We start from the raw sequence: 16,812 nt of genomic DNA on the forward strand, positions 1-16,812 counted from the left end.
CTCGACCGACAAGCTGTAGGGCTTAACGCTTCAAGGGAATTCAATTGGTTTGTGGTGGTGTGACGCCGGGTGAATCGCTCGGTCGGATTTGCTCGGTTCTTGCTCAGATTGCTCCGCTTCGATTGGCGGAAGATTGGGACAATGTCGGGTTGCTGGTTGGGGATCGCGGCGCTGATGTTTCGCGCGCGATGACTTGCCTGACGATCACGCCTGATGTGGTGAAGGAGGCGGTCGAGTCCAAGGTGGATCTGATCATCGCTCACCATCCGTTGCCGTTTAAGCCGCTCGCGAAACTGACGACGGACACTGTCCCCGGAACGATGCTGTTGGGATTAGCCAGCCACAAGATCGCGGTCTACAGTGCGCATACTGCGTTCGATTCAGCGGCGGATGGAATCAATAATCAGTGGGCAAAACTGATTGGGATCGACGATTCGTTGCCGCTGATCACGAGCGAAAATGGCAGCGGTGGAGTTTCCGAGGGACGCGTAAACGAAGGTTCGGGGCGCATGGGGCGATTCGAATCGCCTCGGTCGCTGGGCCAGATTGTGAAGCAGGCGGCCGATGCGGTTGGTCAGCCCAGTGCTCGAATAGTGGGCTCGCCTGATTTGTCGGTTTCCAAAGTCGCGATCGCGTGCGGCAGCGGCGGCAGTTTTTTGGCGGCGGCGAAACGTCAAGGCTGCGACATGCTGCTGACTGGTGAAGCGACGTTTCATACATGCTTAGAAGCACGAAGCCTGGGGATTGGGCTTGGGCTGCTGGGGCATTATCACTCAGAGCGTTTTGCGATGGAGCGATTGGCCAAGCAGTTGGCGGATGAGGTGGACGCGATTGAAGTCTGGGCCAGCAAGGTCGAATCCGATCCAGTTCAGATGCTGTGATGAACTGATTGTAGATTCAGGTGTGAAAGGCGGCACACGGGTTGCAGTCTTGCTACAGTCTGACGGCCAAATCGGCACACTTTTGACGGTTCGCGTCAATCCACGATGTTTTAGACAGGGGAATTGTATGACTCAGCAGAAACGATGGCTCGCAGCATTACCGGTTTTCAACGAAGTCAAATTCGTTGACCAGATCCTGGACGAAGTGCTGAAGTATGCCGATCGGGTGCTGGTCGTTGATGATGGATCGACTGATGGAACGGCTGATGTGCTCTCGCGTCGCAGCGATGTTGATGTGATTCGTCATGCCGAAAATCGTGGCTACGGTGCGGCACTGGTGACCGCGTTCGACTACACGATTGAAAAGAATTTTGACGGCGTCGTGACGCTGGATTGTGATGGACAGCATCAGCCTAAACGGATTCCTCGGTTCATTGATGCAGCCGATCGGGCGGACATTGTTTCGGGTAGTCGTTATTTGAAACAGTACGAAGGCGATGATGCACCGCCTGCGGAGCGGATGTTTATCAATCGCCAAGTCACCGCTGAATTGAACGCACGACTGGGCTTCGATTTGACCGATGCATTCTGTGGTTTTAAGGCTTACCGGGTCGACGCATTGCAGCGAATGCAGATTACGGACCAGGGTTACGCGATGCCGCTGCAGGTTTGGGCTCAGGCCGCCGCTGCGGGATTGAAGGTGATCGAAGTTCCGGTTCCGTTGATCTATTTAGACTTGGAACGATCCTTTGGCGGTTCGCTGGATCATGCGGAAACTCGTCTTCGTTATTATCACCGTGTTCTTGATGAAGCGATCGCGGCGGTGTCGATCGATGGTTGCGTATTTCCTGCTCGCGATGAAGTCTTACAGATCGGACAAACGGGTTAGGTGAAGCGACCGGAATGGTAACGCACGAATTCAAACAGTATCGAGCCTCACGACGTCATGGCGATGTGATGATCCAACCGCCGCTGCATGCGGCCGGCGGGATTGCTGCTGCGAACCGACGCAGGTTCAGTCAGCATGATCATCCAGACGATGCGGCGATGTTTGCAGCTCTGCGTCCGCGGGCTCGCAAACAAATGATCGAAGATGCACTTCGCTACACGTCGGCGTATCGAGACGTCGAATGGGCGAAGGGTCGGTTGGCGTCTTTTGGGACGAACATTCCGACTGTTTTTATGGCGGGACACCAGCCGACAATTTTCCATCCCGGTGTTTGGTTTAAGAACTTTGCCTTGAGCCATTTGGGCGCGGTTCATGGTGCGTTGCCGATCAACTTGGTCATTGATAACGATGTTTCGAGCAGCAGTTCGATTCGTGTGCCTAGTGTGGATCTTGAATCGGGCGACGTTCGCCGAACGACGGTGGCGTATGACGATGCGGGCGGTGGCGTGCCATTTGAACAGACAACGATTCGAGACTTAGAAACGTTTAATGATTTCGACACATCGGTGATCGAAGCGATGGGTGACGTTGGCCATGATCCCTGCATCACGCCGCTTTGGAAACATGCACGCGAAGCGGTCGCCCGATGTGGTGTGGCAGGTTGCGCCCTTGCGCAGGCTCGTCATGTGTTGGAAGCGGATGTGGGACTGCGAACGTTGGAAATGCCGCTGGGTGTTTTGTGTCGCGGCAGCGCGTTCGCAGAATTCTTGCTGACGATCTTGACCGATTTGCCTCGGTTTAAAGCCTGTTACAACGAGCAAACGGATCTGTATCGTGTGGCGCACGGAATCCGTAGTTCTGCGCACCCGGTTCCTCATTTGGAAGCCGATGGTGATTGGATCGAGTCGCCGCTTTGGGTCTACGGCAACGACTCGCCGAGCCGTAAAGCGGTTTGGGTGAAACGAACGGGCGACGAATTGATACTGAGTGATTCGCCTGATGCCGTTGCTTCGAGTCGCGGACGAAGTATCACGATTGATGTGAGCCATCGGAAGTTGGCGGCCGAGCAGTTGGCGAATTTGGTGGACCCAAATTTCAAACTTCGTCCGCGTGCTTTGATCACGACAATGTACGCCCGATTGATCCTGAGCGATTTGTTTATCCACGGTATTGGCGGCGGAAAGTACGATCAGCTTGGTGATCGAATCATCGAGGATTTTTACGGAGTCAAGTCGCCCGAGTTCATGGTGATTTCGGCGACCATTTTGTTACCGGCGGCTAGGACCGATCGCGAGCCGCAGAAGATCGGTGAATTGAAACGACAAATTCGCGACACGTATTATCAGCCGGAACGTTCAATCGATTTGTCATCCGGTGGTGAGTCATCCCAGGCGTTGCTGGTCGCGAAGAAGCGAGAGTTGCTTGCCAACGTGCCAGAGCAAAACAAGAAGGCTTGGCATGACCGGGTTTCTGAGATCAATGCGAAGTTGTCGTCCGAGTTGGAATCGGTTCGTGATGAGTTGCGATTGCGGTTGGTTGAAGCTGAAAAAGCGGAAGCCAGCGAATCGATCTTGGCGAGTCGCGAACATCCGTTTTGCGTTTTTGAGTTAAACGATCTGGTGCAGACCTATCGTAAGATGTTGGCGTAGTTCGGTGCGAGAATTAATGTAGGCCGGAACAAGCGAAGCGAGGTTCCGGCAATACGAAAACATTCGACACGATTTCCGGAACTGCGCTCTGCTTGTTCCGGCCTACGTCGTGCAATCAAGCTAAGAACGAGCGGGAAATTAATGTCGCCTTTCGCTCCGCGAAAGTAGCGAATCCGCTGCTTTCGCGGAGCGAAAGGCGACTATAAAAGTTCGCACGTTCCTTAGCGGTTTCCAACTAGGATTTGGCCGACCAGCAACCAGACGAAGGTAAAGCTTAGACCTAGAGCTGCGTGCATTGCATCAACGTTCATCGACGGGGTGCCTCGGGCGAAAGAGCGAAACGGGTGTCATCTGGTTCGGCCCGTTCCATGGCCCGAGAAGTCTGCTGTGTTTGTCAGCAGTCTTCAAGAAAAGGATCGCCTATCCCGGCGTCCACTAGTGAGATCGGCACGAAGGGTGATCAGGGATGCGGAAAAAGATGTTGGCGTGCCTCGGTCGTTGTAAGCGGCAGAGTTTGCCAGGATTGGGTTTGCCAGGATTGGGTTTGCCACCGCATGCTGTGATGGCCGGCCGGATGGACTATCCTGTAGTTCCGTGTTTCTTTTCTACTTTTCCGCTGCGATTGCGGCGTCGCGTGGTTTCAACCTTGGGTTTTTGATGGGCATTCGCTTTGCATGTCACGTTTGTGCGAAACAATTGAACATCAAGGAAGAGCTCGCGGGCAAGCGTGGGATCTGTCCGGCCTGTTCGTCAAAGTTTCGTATTCCAAAGCAGAATGCCGAGCGAAGTCTGGCGATTGAGGATCCGCCGAAAGCGGCGGTGGCGTCGAAAGCTCCCGTCAGCGAGAAATCGGCAGCATCCGCCAAGTCCGCTGCTGCTGCTGCTGCTGCTGCTGCGCCTGATGTTGAAATCGATCTGATTAGCAGCGACCCCGATGCGACTTGGTACGTGCGTCCCCCGAGCGGCGGCCAGTATGGGCCGGCCGACGGCGATGTCCTGCGATCGTGGATCGGTGAAGGACGCGTCGCTGCGACGGCATTATTGTGGCGGGACGGTTGGCCGAATTGGCGATCAGCTAGCGAAGTTCTGCCGGGGTTGTCAGACCGATCGCCCAAGAAGGATCCGGGCTCGGCGACGGCCCCCGCACCGCCCCAGGCAACTCAGCAACCGGTGTCCGAGCCCGTGTTTGCGGAATCAAGATCTGGTTCGGTGTCGGGCACCGATCATGCCAAGTCTGCGACAATCGCTGAAACGCCAAACTTGTCGGGGCGATCGGATGTGGGAACGGCTCGGCGGCAAAAAAACGGGAAGCGAATCTTTTGGATCGGCACTTTGCTGGCCATCGCGATTGCCTTGATCGGCGTGCTGGTTTATTTGGTGTCGGGCAGCAGTTAGCGGACGCGGGCATTGCAAAACGTAGGCCGGGGCTTGGGAGTCATTCCCCGGGTTTGGCGGATTGTTTACAGTGAGGCCTCTGAAAAACACGCAGCACCACCCTGTTGGAGAAAACGTTATGCCTCGCACTCTTGCCCTTATTTTAAATCTTGCCCTTGGGTTTGGATTTGCCTGCTCCTTGGTTTCGGCCGACGCTCCAGCGGTTGCCGACACTGATTCGGATGCTGCGAAGACGACTGAGATCACGTTCTTTGGCGAATCGAAGCTGACCGTTCCGGCCGACTTTGAGCCTGCCGAAAAGGGATCGCGAATGCTGGATTATGAATTCGCTGCCACGACTGGTGACGGGGACGACGCCCAGAAGGCTCGGGTGACGATGATGGCCAGTGGCGGCGGCGTTCAGCCGAACATCAAACGTTGGCAGGGGCAGTTCGTTGGCGGCGATCCCAAGGCGAAGAAGACTGAAGTGATGGAAGTCGGCCAGTGGAAAATTCACGTCGTCGATAACAATGGCTCGTTCGCTGATCGCATGGGCGGAGGACCGTTTGGTGGCGGAAAAGTCGTCAAAAAAGAGGATTGGGCGATGACCGGCGCGATTCTGGAACATCCCGAAGGCCGTTTGTACTTTGTAAAAATGATTGGTCCTGGGGAAGTCGTTAAGGAAAATCGCGAAGCGCTGATTAAGATGCTGAAAAGCGTTCAATAGATACGTCCGTTCACCTTCCCCGCTTCGCGGTGGAGGTGGAAACGAAGATTTTGAATGCATCGTAGATAGTAGAACGAATGAATCTCGGTAAAACCTAAATGAATATCCAAAGCTTTCTTGAACATCACGGCATCGTCCGCAATCCATTCGCGGAGGAGGACGCACAGACCGATCAAGTGTTCAAGGAACATTGCATCAGCAGTGCTTATCACCCGATTTGGGACAAGGTTTACGGCGACCCCAAGGAGCCTTCGACCTCGATCATCTTTGGGCCCAAAGGCAGCGGTAAGACGGCGATGCGGTTGCAGATCGATCGCCATCTGCAACGTTACAATTCAGAAAATCCTGGCGAGCAGGTTTTTGTGATTCGCTATGACGATTTCAATCCGTTCCTGGATCACTTTTGCGAACGGATGAGTCGCCGAACGACTCGAAAGCCAGAAAAGGTGCTCGATTCGTGGAAGTTGTGGGACCACATGGATTCGATCCTGTGCCTGGGCGTGACGGATTTGGCGGATCGGATTTTGCAGAGCGGTGATGCCGACGCGCCCGCCGGCAAATCGCTTTCGGCGGCACAGTTGAAAAAGCTTGATCGAACGTCGGCTCGCGACATGTTGTTGCTGGCGACTTGTTACGACCAATCGACGGCTTCGTCTTTTTCGTCTCGCTGGAACAACCTTCGACGCAAACTGCGATACGGAAATTTCGGCACTAAGTTTCCGTTCGTCCTGGCGATCATTGGATTACTGGGTTCGATCGCGTTGGTCGCGTGGTTGTACATGCGAGATCGTGGTGCGGATGCCGAACCGATGTCGAACCATTGGATGTGGCTGGTGCCGGCGATCACGCTTGTTTGCGGACTGCCTTACCTGATCAAAACGATCAAAAATCATTTGGCTGCTGTTGGCATTCGCAAGCACATGCGAGTTGGCAAACGCGAAACTGGATCGCTTCGATCGGCGCTGCAGAGCATCGCGAGCAAGGAGCTAGCTTCGCAACCGTTGCCGCGGTTCGAGCGAACCGACGATCGCTATGAATTGCTGAATAAGTTTCGTGCGATCCTGCGACGGTTGGGCTATTCGGGAATCGTTGTGTTGATGGATCGGGTGGATGAGCCGCACATGACCGGCGGCAAACCTGAATTGATGCAGCGGTTTGTTTGGCCGTTGCTGGACAACAAATTGCTGAAACATCCCGGTTTAGGTTTCAAGCTTTTCTTGCCTCAGGAATTGCATCGCGACATTGATCGTGAGACACGCGAATTTCATGAACGGGCACGTTTGGATAAGCAGAACGTGATTCCGGCGTTCCAGTGGACGGGCGAGGCTTTGTACGATTTGGCCAGGGCTCGGATGTTGGCTTGTGCTGGTGATTCCGCGTCGCCTGAGCCCAAGGATTTGTTTAGCGACGACGTCAGTTACGACCGACTGTTGTCGGCCTTTCAATCGCTGCGGGTGCCACGTCACTTGTTCCGATTGCTGTATCGAGTGCTGGTCGATCACTGCAACCGTCACACCGACGCTCATCCCGAATTCAAGATCAGCAGCGAGACCTTTGAGAGTGCGTTGGCGGTCTACAGCCGCGATACGGACTTGGTCTGAGGATGATTTCCGGGGGTGCAGGCACGAGAATCGGCTGCAGCCTTAAAGTAGGCCGTAGCGAGTGGAGCGAGTTACGGCGGCCAGCAAATTATCGTAACTCGCGACACCCGCAGAGATTTCTCGCGACCTGCCCGTAGCTGATCCCGCCAGGGTTCAGTCGAGCATCGGCGGCCGGTCGATGGACTGAACCCTGGCGGGATCAGCTACGATTCAAACACTCGCTACGGCCTACGGAAACGTCTGTCGATTTGCGTGTCTGCACCCGATTTGTGGCTTCAGGGCTCTTTCGCCTTGTTGGATTCCCGCATTTTGATACTCTACGGGACCACGGACCTAAATCGGTCGGGTGGAAATTGACGCATCAAACCATGCCGCCGGGCACTCTGTCGGTGGTAATTCCGCTGCAACAGGCAGCATCATTCAAGGAGAATTGACTAGGTGGGTACGAAGAAAACGGGTAAAGGACGAAGAAAAGTGGGACGTAAGAAACGACGCATGCGAGCGAAGATCCGTCACCGCAAAAAGTAATTCCAACTGCTTTAGGCCTCTAACCGGTCACACGCATGACGAAAGTCGATTCTGATTCATCGAACCCAACTGGCAATTCGCCGGTCCATGGGGATGGTGACCCAAAGCAGAGTGTTGCATCGCCAAACGCGAATTCAACCAATGGTGAAAACCAGCCCAATGGTGAAAACCAAACCGTCGCCGCTGGACCAGCGAATAAGAAACGAGGCGTCCCCGAAGGTCTGTGGCTAAAGTGCCCAGGATGCGGGTCAGCGGTTTACAAGAAGGAAGTCGAGAAGCGTCAGAATGTTTGCCCAAAATGCGAACATCATTTCTACGTTTCTGCCATGGACCGCATCGCCCAGGTTCTCGATGACGGCACTTTCGAGATGATGAACGATCATCTGCGGCCTTCCGACCCGCTTGAATTCTCGGATCGCCGGAAGTACGCCGAGCGGCTTTTGGGCGAACAAAAACGTACCGGATTGGCTGACGCCGCGGTGACCGGCACCGGCATGGTGCGAGCCCGGCGTGTTGCTCTGGCTGTGACCGACAGTGCATTCATCATGGGCAGCATGGGCAGTGTTGTCGGGGAACGCCTGACGCGTTTGATCGAACGGGCGACCGAACAAAATCTGCCGCTGATCATCATCAGTGCCTCCGGCGGCGGTGCTCGAATGCACGAAGGCATCTTGTCGTTGATGCAGATGGCAAAAGTGTCTGCCGCGTTGGCTCGTTACGACAAAGCGGGCGGATTGTTCATCAGTGTTTTGACCAATCCGACGATGGGCGGTGTCGCCGCCAGCTTCGCGTCGCTGGGCGATTTGGTTTTCGCTGAACCCAAGGCTCTGATCGGTTTCGCGGGACCGCGGACAATCAAGGCGACGATCGGGATTGAGCTGCCCGAGGGATTCCAAACCAGCGAATTTCTGCTCGATCACGGCTACGTGGATCGAATCGTGGCCCGCAAAAACCTAAAAACCGAAATCGCCCGCGCGATCGATTATTGCGGCAAGTAGGTGATGAAGCGATTAGCTTTTAGCTACTAGCTTTTAGCGATTAGCTTTTAGCTTTTCTGCTTGTGAGCTAAGATGTGGGTAGGCACGGTGATCGTGCAGTCATCTCAAAAGCTAATAGCTAAAAGCTAAAAGCTAATCGCTGAAAGCTACTCTCTCTTATGTCCCTGTTTGATTCCCTGAAATCCGCGTTTAAATCCAGCGGTGCTAACACGACGCACCGGATTGACGTTCAGGGTCGCTTCCACCGAACTCGAACCGCGTTTACGGGGACGATGGCGAATTTCTTTATCGCTAAGGATCGGCTTCATGGTGACCGAGAAGTCGGCGTGAAGGTTCTGGACATCGAGAAGTACCAGCTGTTTGAGAACCGGTTCAAGGGGCTGAACAAGCCCAACGAAGGCCAGATCGCGATGCAGATGAAGCATCCAAAGGTCGTTGAAACTTACGAAGTTGGCACGTCATTGAAGGGCGAATTGGTGCTGGTGATGGAATACATCGGCGGCCCAGGTTTGCAGAACATTGTCGTGCAAAAGCAGGAACAGCACGTTACCGGGAAACGCGTCCGGATGATCCGGGACATGGCGGAGTCGCTGAAGTATGTCCACGACAGTGGTTTCATTCACCGAGACATTTGCCCGCGAAACTTCATTTGCACGCCCGACAATACGCTGACCAAGCTGATCGATTTTGGCTTGACGGTTCCCGCGACGCCGCCGTTTATGACGGCCGGTAACCGCACCGGAACGCCGTTGTATATGTCGCCTGAAATTGTTCGGCGACGTCCCACCGACAAACGGGTCGATATCTTCTCGTTCGGTGTGACATGTTTTTGTTTGATGGCGTTCGAGCATCCTTGGCAAAGCGAAATGCTGAACGGTCGAGCCGCGCTACAGCACGACACGGTCGCACCGAAAGACTTAGAAAAACTCTGTCCCACGATCGATCATCGACTTGGAAAAGCGATCATGCGAGCGATCTCGCCAGCGGTCGAGAAGCGAACGCCGACGATTGATCAGTTTTTGCACGAAATCCGGGATGTGGAATCGGCGTTTGAGGGGCGGTGAGGCGGCAGGCCGAAGAAAGTCAAGTGATTGGGATTATGCCGATTCTACGGAACTCTGGTGGAAAACTTGTCATCCGACCGATCCCCCGAACCGGCACCACCGGATTGGGCCGGTATTCTGGGACGACATTAGCGGTTTTCAGGCCGAATTCGTTGACACTCGTTTTTCCGCGTAACTATACTTCGGGTGACGCGGGTCCATTGTGGCCGATTTTTGCCCGTTCTCTTCATCTAAATCTAGACGCACTGGGAAACGCACCATGACTCTTATCGGGAAAGCATTTACGGCTGTCATCCTGATTCTCAGCGTGATCTTTATGGCCTTGGCTTTGACGGTCAACGCTTCGCACCGGAATTGGCGTGACGTCGTGATGACGGGCGTTAACGGCGAACCGGGCCTGAAACAGCAAATTGAATCAACCACGCGAATCAACAATCAGCTTCGTCAAACGACCGAAGCCACCCAGGCCAACCTGGACCGCGAACAAGCCGCGCGGCGGACCGCGCTTGCCGCTTTGCAGACTCAGTTGGATCAATTGCAAAGCGATTTGCAGAACAGCGAAGCGAGCGTTCAAAAACTGACCGCCGAAGTTCAAGTGCTGACCCAAACAGACCTCAGCCGAGTCCAAGAGCTGGAACGATTGACAGCCGAAAACACAAACCTGCGATCGGCTGTTCGCAAAGAACAACAAGACCGCGACACACTGTTCACGCAAACGCTTGAACTGACCGACCAGATGAACAAGCTTCGCGGATTTAAGCAACAGCTAGAAGAACGCAACGAGCAACTGATGGCTCAGGTGACACGATTTGAAGAGGTCGTGACATCCAAGGGCATCGACATCAACGCGCCGCTTGATGGTGCACCGCCCGAACGAAACGGAATCATTCTGGAAGTCGATCGGCCGCGTAAGTTGGTGCTGGTTTCGATCGGAGCCGACGAAGGACTTCGCCAAGGCCATCGATTGGAAGTCACTCGCGGCGGACGTTACGTCGGCAAGCTTGAAATCCAACGCACAACGCCCGACCGTGCTGTTGCCAAAATTTTGGTGGACTACAGCGAAGGAATTTTGCAGGAGAGCGATCGTGTCGACACAACTATCGAATGATAATCGTAAACAGCCGCCAAGCATCTACACCGTGATGTTGCTGTTGAGCATGTTGTTCATGCTGATTGCCGTGATCGCGATGTGGATCGAACTGAGTCGCTGGTCGCCCGAGTACCATCGAACCAACAGCGCTACGCCACAAGCGATGGTGATGCCGGTTTCAAAAACCGTGCTGGTTTAGAACGTTCAGTAGAGCAGTGGTAGCTCGGTTTTAGCGATCATGAAGTTGCTGATGATTGTTCAATCTCTTTTGCGATGGCGTAAATCTCCGCCACATCAAGGACTTTGTCGTTGGATTCAAACAGTGACTTGATCGCTCTGCGGTGCGTCTTCATCTTTAGGCCGCCGACGCCGATTGCGCCGTAACCAATCGCGCCGGCTTTACCGATCGGTGCGGCTTTGTCGGTCACTTTGATGCTTGCGATTCCGGCGGGCGCGACGGCATTGAGATCAATGGCAACTTTCAAGTCTGTGAGTTTGGCGATTGTGTTTTCGTCGATCAATTCAACGCCTGCGGCACCACAACTGATGATCAAATCGGCGTCCGCGGTGATTTGGTCTGCGTCATCATCGTTAGCCAATTCACGACCAACAACTTGCTGGTTGCCGACTGACTGATTGATTTCATCGGCAGCTTTCTTGGCCCTGGTCAAAGACCGACTGGTGATCGTCACGGACGCACCTTCGGTCGCCAGCAACCATGCGACGCGTCGCCCAACCGGCCCGGTTCCCGCCAGAACGACGGCGCTCGTTCCTGACAGATCCACATGGCGTCCCGCCGCGACGACTGCAGCAGACGCCGTCGTGTTGCAACCGCCCGCGTCCATCATCAGCGAAACTCGTACGTTTGCAAAAAACGTTTTCTGACAAACTCGCATCAAGTCTTCGGCGTCGTCGACGCTGCTGCCACCGATGAAGATTGCGGTGTTTGCTAAGTCGTTGCCGCCGCGAGTAAACATGGCTCCGTGTACTAGTCCGGCAACGCTAGACGCGCCGACGTTTTGGTAACGCAGCAATTGATCAACGCCCGCATCGATCGCGACGACCGAATCAAAAGAACTCGGTTGATCATCGGTGTCGAATTGAAACAAGATGCGTTGCATGGCGATGGTTGATTTCAAAAGTAATGTTTATTCCTGATCGTCTTTGAACGCTGCCGTCATCGCTGGGTTGACCTGTGGATTGTCACGCCAAGCATTTTTCCAGCGTTGCTGATCCCGTTCGCGATGCTGCTGTTCGATGATCGTTTCATCATCGTCATCAAGCCACATCCACGCGACAAGGCCCGCTGCCAACAACACTCCTTTGCCGACAAACAACGCCGTTTTCTTTGCCGCATCGGTCGCTTCCCCAACGAATCCATCGGGCTGACTTTTTTTGGTGTCCGCGTCAGAGCGATAGGACACGGGGGTGGTCAACGCTGAAAAATCCTGGTTTTGTTTTGATGGCATTTGGCATCCGGTTTGGATCGCCAGGCTCAGAGCAACCAGCTTCGTTGTGATTCTATTCGCTCGATTCATGATATTTCGCTGTTCATTCTGAACTCTGAATTCTTTGTCGGATTCTCATCAATTAGATAACACTCTCGTGCCGTCAAGATCAATCGTGATTTCTGATGCTTTGATTCCGTCAAAGTGATTCAAAAAAAAATCTCATTCGCTACTTGTCGAACATCGCAACTCGGCATACTTTTAGTCAGCGATGCATGGATACGAATTCCGCTGGGATTGATTTCCCTTTCCACGACGGACGCATCACTCCGATCAAATCGGACGACTGAGTCGAAAGATTTGTGCAGTGTTTTTACACCGGATTGAGTCGTCACGCTTACGTGGAATGGAGTTCAAAATGCTCGTAATCTCTCGCCAACAAGACCAAGCAATCGATTTCCCGGAATGTGGGATATCGATTTCTTTCTTGAGCACGTCGTCACGCAAAGTTCGCGTTGGCATCGACGCTCCTTCAAATGTCACCATCTTGCGTCGTGAAATATCCGAGCAAATGGCGGATGCTTTGCCGCAAGATCAGATGAATCGTCCCAGTACGATTCCGATCAGCGACCTGCGGTTTCAACGGCACTTGCACCGCATCAACGAGTGTGCCCAAACGCTAGCGAGTCGTCCAGCGATCGCCGGTGATGCAAAGTCACGAAGAGCTTTGCAGGACTTGCAGAACACGCTGTCCAGCGTTGATGCCGATGCTGCGATCGATAACCAGCGCCCGCCCGTGCTGCAAGAAACCAAGCGTCGCAAAGCTCTTTTGGTTGATGACAATGCGAACGAAGCCAGATTGCTTGCTGGCTTTTTGAAGATGCGAGACTTTGACGTCGAGATTGCAACCGATGGTGTTGCTGCGCTGCAGTATTTGGAAGACAACGAGCAGCCTGATGTCGTGTTGTTGGATATGGCGATGCCTAGAATGGACGGCCCATCGACGATTCGCAACATTCGTGAAAGTGAAAGCCACCAGTCGCTGAAGGTCTTTGCGGTTAGCGGCAGCACTCCCGAGGAAAGCGGAATCAAGATTGACGAAAGTGGCGTCAACGGATGGTTTCAAAAACCGGTCGACCCAGAAGTGCTTGCGACCAAACTGTCCAACGATTGGCGTAAAAAAGACATGACTAATCAAGAGTCGCGGCCAGTAATTTGCGAAGGATCGCTTTATTAAGTAACCGCGAGTCTTTGGGTTTCAAGCAGGAGTTGTTGATTGAACGGGGCAAGGCTGATGGATCCGCCCTACAAGATTTAGCTTAACGGCGACGTTTTGTAACCCGGCGGCATGGACGCCATTTCAATGAACGATTGCTTGTCACCAAGTGGCGGGAGTGCCCCCTCGGGGGTACTCCCGTTTTCTTTTGCGCCATGTGAGTTGTTGATGCTTCTGCTTCAACGCAGCCGTTTTGGGTTCCCCTTTGGACCGAGCATCCGTTTGATGCTGGACGAGGTCATGTCCAACCGTCGTGCCAATTCTTCAAAACCCATCGTCGCTTTGACGTAGTCGCTCAAGATGCTGCGGCACGTGTCGGGTTCGCCGGCGACAAAGGCCGATGCTGCATCACTAAGCAAACTGACGCGAAACGCTTTGCTCTTGTCGGCTCGCTTCTTAATCGTTTCGACAAACTCACGTGACTATGGCATTTCAGGTGTCCCCTGCGTTCGAGATAAGCTGCAAACCAGGGATGAAATCGAAATCGCGGCGATTGTTTGTCATGAGCGGCATGTTGTGTTGAAGGGCGGTTGCAGCCACCCATCCATCAGCAACTTTCAAGCGTCTTCCCAATGCTTCAGCATCTGCAACGATCTTTCCCCAAAGCTGCGATGTTTCGAGCGTTGGAATGATCGAAGAAAAATGCTTGTCGATAAAATTGTTCAACTCGATCTGCCGACGCTCTCCCCAGCTTCGTCGCCGCATCCCGTATTCCACCTCAGCCAAAGTCATGAACGAGACGTGCGGAAGATGCCCTGTAATTGGGGGCCGTAAATGGACTGGAAAATCTCATCCTTTCGGTAGGCATAGGAAACCACGTCTGTATCAACAAGAACCCGCATCAAAACGCGTTCCTTGGCTCGGAAGAATCTCTAAGCTCGTAGATAGGTCCTAGGAAGTCTTCGGCTGTTTCTCCATCGGGACCACCAGGACCTAAAAGGTCACGCCAATCTTTAACGACCTTGCTTTCGGCTTCGTCCGCAATCGGTTTTGTTTCTCGGACACGATTGCCCCGACGTTTTTCGAACGCTTCCGTGAGGCTGTGAACTGCCGCGATAAGATCGTCCGCCTCGTAAGCCTTGGCGATGTCACGTTGTAGATCTTGAAGTTCTGCGTATTGCATCTCGGTATTCTCCCTTCTTATCTGTCCTTTCCATCGTAGCACAAGTGCGACGACATCAGCAAGAAAAATCGCCCTGCCCGCTTTGGCAGGGCGTTCAGGACGTTAGTCGGATTTGCTCGCTTCGCTGGCTTTGATGTCCGTGATGCGGTCGTAGGCATTCTCTGCGATCTTGGTGACTTTTAGCAATTCATCGTGGCTATAACTCGTGCTGTCTTTGAAACCGTCCTTGGTTTTGAAGGTTCGCGTGATGGTCGTCGTGGTGAAGGTTGTGCCCTTCTCCGAAGTGTTAAGCCAAGTGGTTGCCTTCATCCCTCCGGGAAGGCGAACGGTATCGATGGGCTTTTTTGTGTCAGTCATGGTGTTTCCTTTCGTTGTTGTTGATGACCTGTTTGCCCTGCCCACGGCAGGTCATCAACAACTGCGAATGAACACGAAACCATTCAACAAGATAGACGTTCTAATTTTCGACTTGAGGAATGCGGGTTTGTGCGGACAATTCCGTTCCTAACATTGAGACACATTTCTTGCAACTTAATTCCATTTTCAAAGCTAGTATTCCATGTCAGCTCAATCTTCGGTTAGGAGGTAGCGGAAGTCGCGTAGACTTTCGGCGTCCCCCTCGTAGCCGAAACTCTTGGCGAGTTCCGCTACCCGAAGATTGAGCTGACATGGACTACTAGGGCACCATGGGACTTTTCTCGCGAACAAAACCACGTAAATCAAGAAGCCTTAACAGGAAACGTCGTCGAGTTCTTGAGCAGCTCGAGGCACGGAAGCTGTACGCCGCTGATGTGGGCGGTTTGCCAGAGGATAAGCGTCTGGCGGAAGTTATCGATCGTTTAGCATCCAAGGCGTGATCTGAAGGAGCTTCGTTGATGAGGATTTGCTAGCGAAAGAAGTGCAGGTTTTCTGATCACAAAAATTTTTGCGGGATTGGTATTGCGGCGACTGATCGGGATTTCCTAACTTCTCGAAAGCAGAAATTTTCGTGTCGGAGATGATTTCCCCCTGCGTCCTTCTTGGACGCTTGCCGACTGGATGTCGCACGTTTGTGTCTGCGAACCAAGGCTGAGTGGCACCATGCCGCTCTGGTTCGCCAACGTCCATCAAGAATCCCGAATGGGATTCGTTCGGAAAGGAAACCCAACCCGTGCTAGTTCTATCACGTCGTCACGAAGAATCGATCGTTTTTCCATCCCTCGGCATTCATGTGCGAGTACTGCGTTCGACGCGTACCAACGCCACCATCGGAATCGAGGCCCCGCGGGAAATCGCCGTTTTACGCGGTGAGCTCTATGATGCGTCCAAAGCGATCTCGTCGTCTGCTCAGCAGCAACCTAACACCGTTGACTTTAGCAGTACGCACCTTAGCACTCATCAGATCAGTGCTTCCGCTACGGCAATGAAGCAGATTATTTGTGAAGCAGCCGAAACGCTGAACCAATTGCATGCGACCGCCGAGAAGTTGTCGTGGAGCAACGGAGACGAGGCCATGTTCGGTTTGTTCAAGCACCTGAAGCGATTAGACGCACAGGTCGCATCGCTGACGCCCACCGCCGAGCCGGCTGTCGAATCCGTTCAGGAAGATCGAGTCATCAAAGCGTTGCTGGTTGATGACAACCAAAATGAGGCTCGATTGTTATCAAGTTACCTTCGAGTCAAAGGCTTTGAAGTTCAGACCGCTTTTGATGGTCAAGAAGCAATGGACCAAATGTCCAAGCATGAACCAGATGTTGTCTTGCTGGACATGTCGATGCCAAAATTTGACGGCCGTTGGACCATCGATCAAATTCGCGGTGATCAATCGCTCGAAGCCCTGACCGTCTTCGCGGTCAGCGGAACCAACCAAATCGACTCCGACGTCGAAGTCGGGCCTCGCGGTGTCAATCAGTGGTTCCGAAAACCACTCAACCCAGAAAGCCTGATCACCGAAATATCAAAGTGCATGCCGGTTGCAACAGCAGCGATGAATTAGAAACTGTTTTAAACGACCGAGTTTCTTGCCGGCGACCTGCCCGTAGCTGATCCCGCCAGGGTTCAGTCGAGCTTAGTACCGTCGGAACAATCAGTGGCGTAGCGAAACTCGCCAAGAGTTTCGGCAACTCGACAAACCGAAAGTCTTGGCGACTTTCGCTACCAATTCTCGCGCAACAATCAGTGGCGT

18 protein-coding genes are annotated in these 16,812 nt (G+C 53.5%); 12 read left to right on the forward strand and 6 right to left on the reverse strand.

Features of this window, described 5'->3' with window-relative positions; translation table 11 throughout:
- The first annotated feature begins 44 nt into the window (after nucleotides 1-44).
- The 10 genes from RC85_RS16100 to RC85_RS26340 all read left to right on the forward strand — a co-directional run bounded on the left by RC85_RS16100 (nucleotide 45) and on the right by RC85_RS26340 (nucleotide 11,000).
- The gene (locus RC85_RS16100; RefSeq protein WP_235033481.1) at nucleotides 45-881 is read left to right on the forward strand and encodes a Nif3-like dinuclear metal center hexameric protein; all 837 of its coding nucleotides are present in this window, start codon (nucleotides 45-47) and stop codon (nucleotides 879-881) included.
- A 127-nt stretch (nucleotides 882-1,008) separates the two neighbouring features.
- The gene (locus tag RC85_RS16105) at nucleotides 1,009-1,770 is read left to right on the forward strand and encodes a glycosyltransferase family 2 protein (RefSeq protein ID WP_068264670.1); all 762 of its coding nucleotides are present in this window, start codon (nucleotides 1,009-1,011) and stop codon (nucleotides 1,768-1,770) included.
- A 14-nt stretch (nucleotides 1,771-1,784) separates the two neighbouring features.
- Entirely contained in the window at nucleotides 1,785-3,419 is a 1,635-nt protein-coding gene (locus RC85_RS16110) for a hypothetical protein (protein WP_068264671.1), read from the forward strand.
- Nucleotides 3,420-4,013: 594 nt separating this feature from the next.
- Nucleotides 4,014-4,814 carry a DUF4339 domain-containing protein gene (locus RC85_RS27525; RefSeq protein ID WP_068264673.1) on the forward strand — a complete coding sequence of 267 codons (801 nt, stop codon included), beginning with the start codon at nucleotides 4,014-4,016 and terminating at the stop codon, nucleotides 4,812-4,814.
- A 118-nt stretch (nucleotides 4,815-4,932) separates the two neighbouring features.
- Entirely contained in the window at nucleotides 4,933-5,520 is a 588-nt protein-coding gene (locus RC85_RS16120) for a hypothetical protein (protein WP_068264675.1), read from the forward strand.
- Between the two features lie 98 nt (nucleotides 5,521-5,618).
- On the forward strand, nucleotides 5,619-7,121 hold the full coding sequence (locus RC85_RS16125) for a hypothetical protein (RefSeq protein ID WP_068264677.1): 1,503 nt from the start codon (nucleotides 5,619-5,621) through the stop codon (nucleotides 7,119-7,121).
- A gap of 563 nt (nucleotides 7,122-7,684) precedes the next feature.
- Entirely contained in the window at nucleotides 7,685-8,647 is a 963-nt protein-coding gene (gene accD, locus RC85_RS16130; protein WP_084422740.1) for an acetyl-CoA carboxylase, carboxyltransferase subunit beta, read from the forward strand.
- Nucleotides 8,648-8,805: 158 nt separating this feature from the next.
- The gene (locus tag RC85_RS16135; RefSeq protein WP_068264679.1) at nucleotides 8,806-9,711 is read left to right on the forward strand and encodes a serine/threonine protein kinase; all 906 of its coding nucleotides are present in this window, start codon (nucleotides 8,806-8,808) and stop codon (nucleotides 9,709-9,711) included.
- A gap of 259 nt (nucleotides 9,712-9,970) precedes the next feature.
- Complete coding sequence (locus tag RC85_RS16140; protein ID WP_068264681.1) at nucleotides 9,971-10,819, forward strand: hypothetical protein; 849 nt, start codon at nucleotides 9,971-9,973, stop codon at nucleotides 10,817-10,819.
- Nucleotides 10,797-11,000: a hypothetical protein gene (locus tag RC85_RS26340; protein ID WP_084422741.1), complete on the forward strand. Its 204-nt coding sequence runs from the start codon at nucleotides 10,797-10,799 to the stop codon at nucleotides 10,998-11,000. The genes RC85_RS16140 and RC85_RS26340 overlap by 23 nt, the downstream gene beginning before the upstream one ends.
- A 37-nt stretch (nucleotides 11,001-11,037) precedes the next feature.
- Here the strand turns inward: RC85_RS26340 and RC85_RS16145 are convergent, their stop codons facing one another.
- Together RC85_RS16145 and RC85_RS16150 are read right to left on the reverse strand one after the other, a co-directional pair.
- On the reverse strand, nucleotides 11,038-11,922 hold the full coding sequence (locus RC85_RS16145) for an NAD(P)-dependent methylenetetrahydromethanopterin dehydrogenase (RefSeq protein WP_068264701.1): 885 nt from the start codon (nucleotides 11,920-11,922) through the stop codon (nucleotides 11,038-11,040).
- A 27-nt stretch (nucleotides 11,923-11,949) separates the two neighbouring features.
- Nucleotides 11,950-12,339, reverse strand: a complete 390-nt coding sequence (locus RC85_RS16150; protein WP_068264683.1) for a hypothetical protein — start codon at nucleotides 12,337-12,339, stop codon at nucleotides 11,950-11,952.
- Between the two features lie 328 nt (nucleotides 12,340-12,667).
- On the opposite strand from RC85_RS16150, the gene RC85_RS16155 reads away from it, so the two are divergent.
- Nucleotides 12,668-13,486 carry a response regulator gene (locus RC85_RS16155; RefSeq protein ID WP_160148236.1) on the forward strand — a complete coding sequence of 273 codons (819 nt, stop codon included), beginning with the start codon at nucleotides 12,668-12,670 and terminating at the stop codon, nucleotides 13,484-13,486.
- A 218-nt stretch (nucleotides 13,487-13,704) separates the two neighbouring features.
- On the opposite strand, the gene RC85_RS16160 is transcribed toward RC85_RS16155, so the two are convergent.
- From RC85_RS16160 to RC85_RS16175, 4 genes are all read right to left on the reverse strand, one after another.
- Complete coding sequence (locus RC85_RS16160; RefSeq protein WP_068264687.1) at nucleotides 13,705-13,884, reverse strand: hypothetical protein; 180 nt, start codon at nucleotides 13,882-13,884, stop codon at nucleotides 13,705-13,707.
- A gap of 73 nt (nucleotides 13,885-13,957) precedes the next feature.
- The gene (locus RC85_RS16165) at nucleotides 13,958-14,257 is read right to left on the reverse strand and encodes a PIN domain-containing protein (protein WP_068264689.1); all 300 of its coding nucleotides are present in this window, start codon (nucleotides 14,255-14,257) and stop codon (nucleotides 13,958-13,960) included.
- Between the two features lie 109 nt (nucleotides 14,258-14,366).
- Nucleotides 14,367-14,648 (reverse strand): hypothetical protein, encoded by a 282-nt coding sequence (locus tag RC85_RS16170; RefSeq protein ID WP_068264691.1) that lies wholly within the window; start codon nucleotides 14,646-14,648, stop codon nucleotides 14,367-14,369.
- Nucleotides 14,649-14,750: 102 nt separating this feature from the next.
- Nucleotides 14,751-15,005, reverse strand: coding sequence for a hypothetical protein (locus RC85_RS16175; protein ID WP_068264693.1), 255 nt, complete (start codon nucleotides 15,003-15,005; stop codon nucleotides 14,751-14,753).
- Nucleotides 15,006-15,798: 793 nt separating this feature from the next.
- Here RC85_RS16175 and RC85_RS16180 point away from each other — a divergent pair.
- Nucleotides 15,799-16,623 carry a response regulator gene (locus RC85_RS16180; RefSeq protein ID WP_160148238.1) on the forward strand — a complete coding sequence of 275 codons (825 nt, stop codon included), beginning with the start codon at nucleotides 15,799-15,801 and terminating at the stop codon, nucleotides 16,621-16,623.
- Nucleotides 16,624-16,812: the final 189 nt, after the last annotated feature.

This window comes from Rubripirellula obstinata (genome assembly GCF_001642955.1).
Classification (GTDB): Bacteria; Planctomycetota; Planctomycetia; order Pirellulales; family Pirellulaceae; genus Rubripirellula; species Rubripirellula obstinata.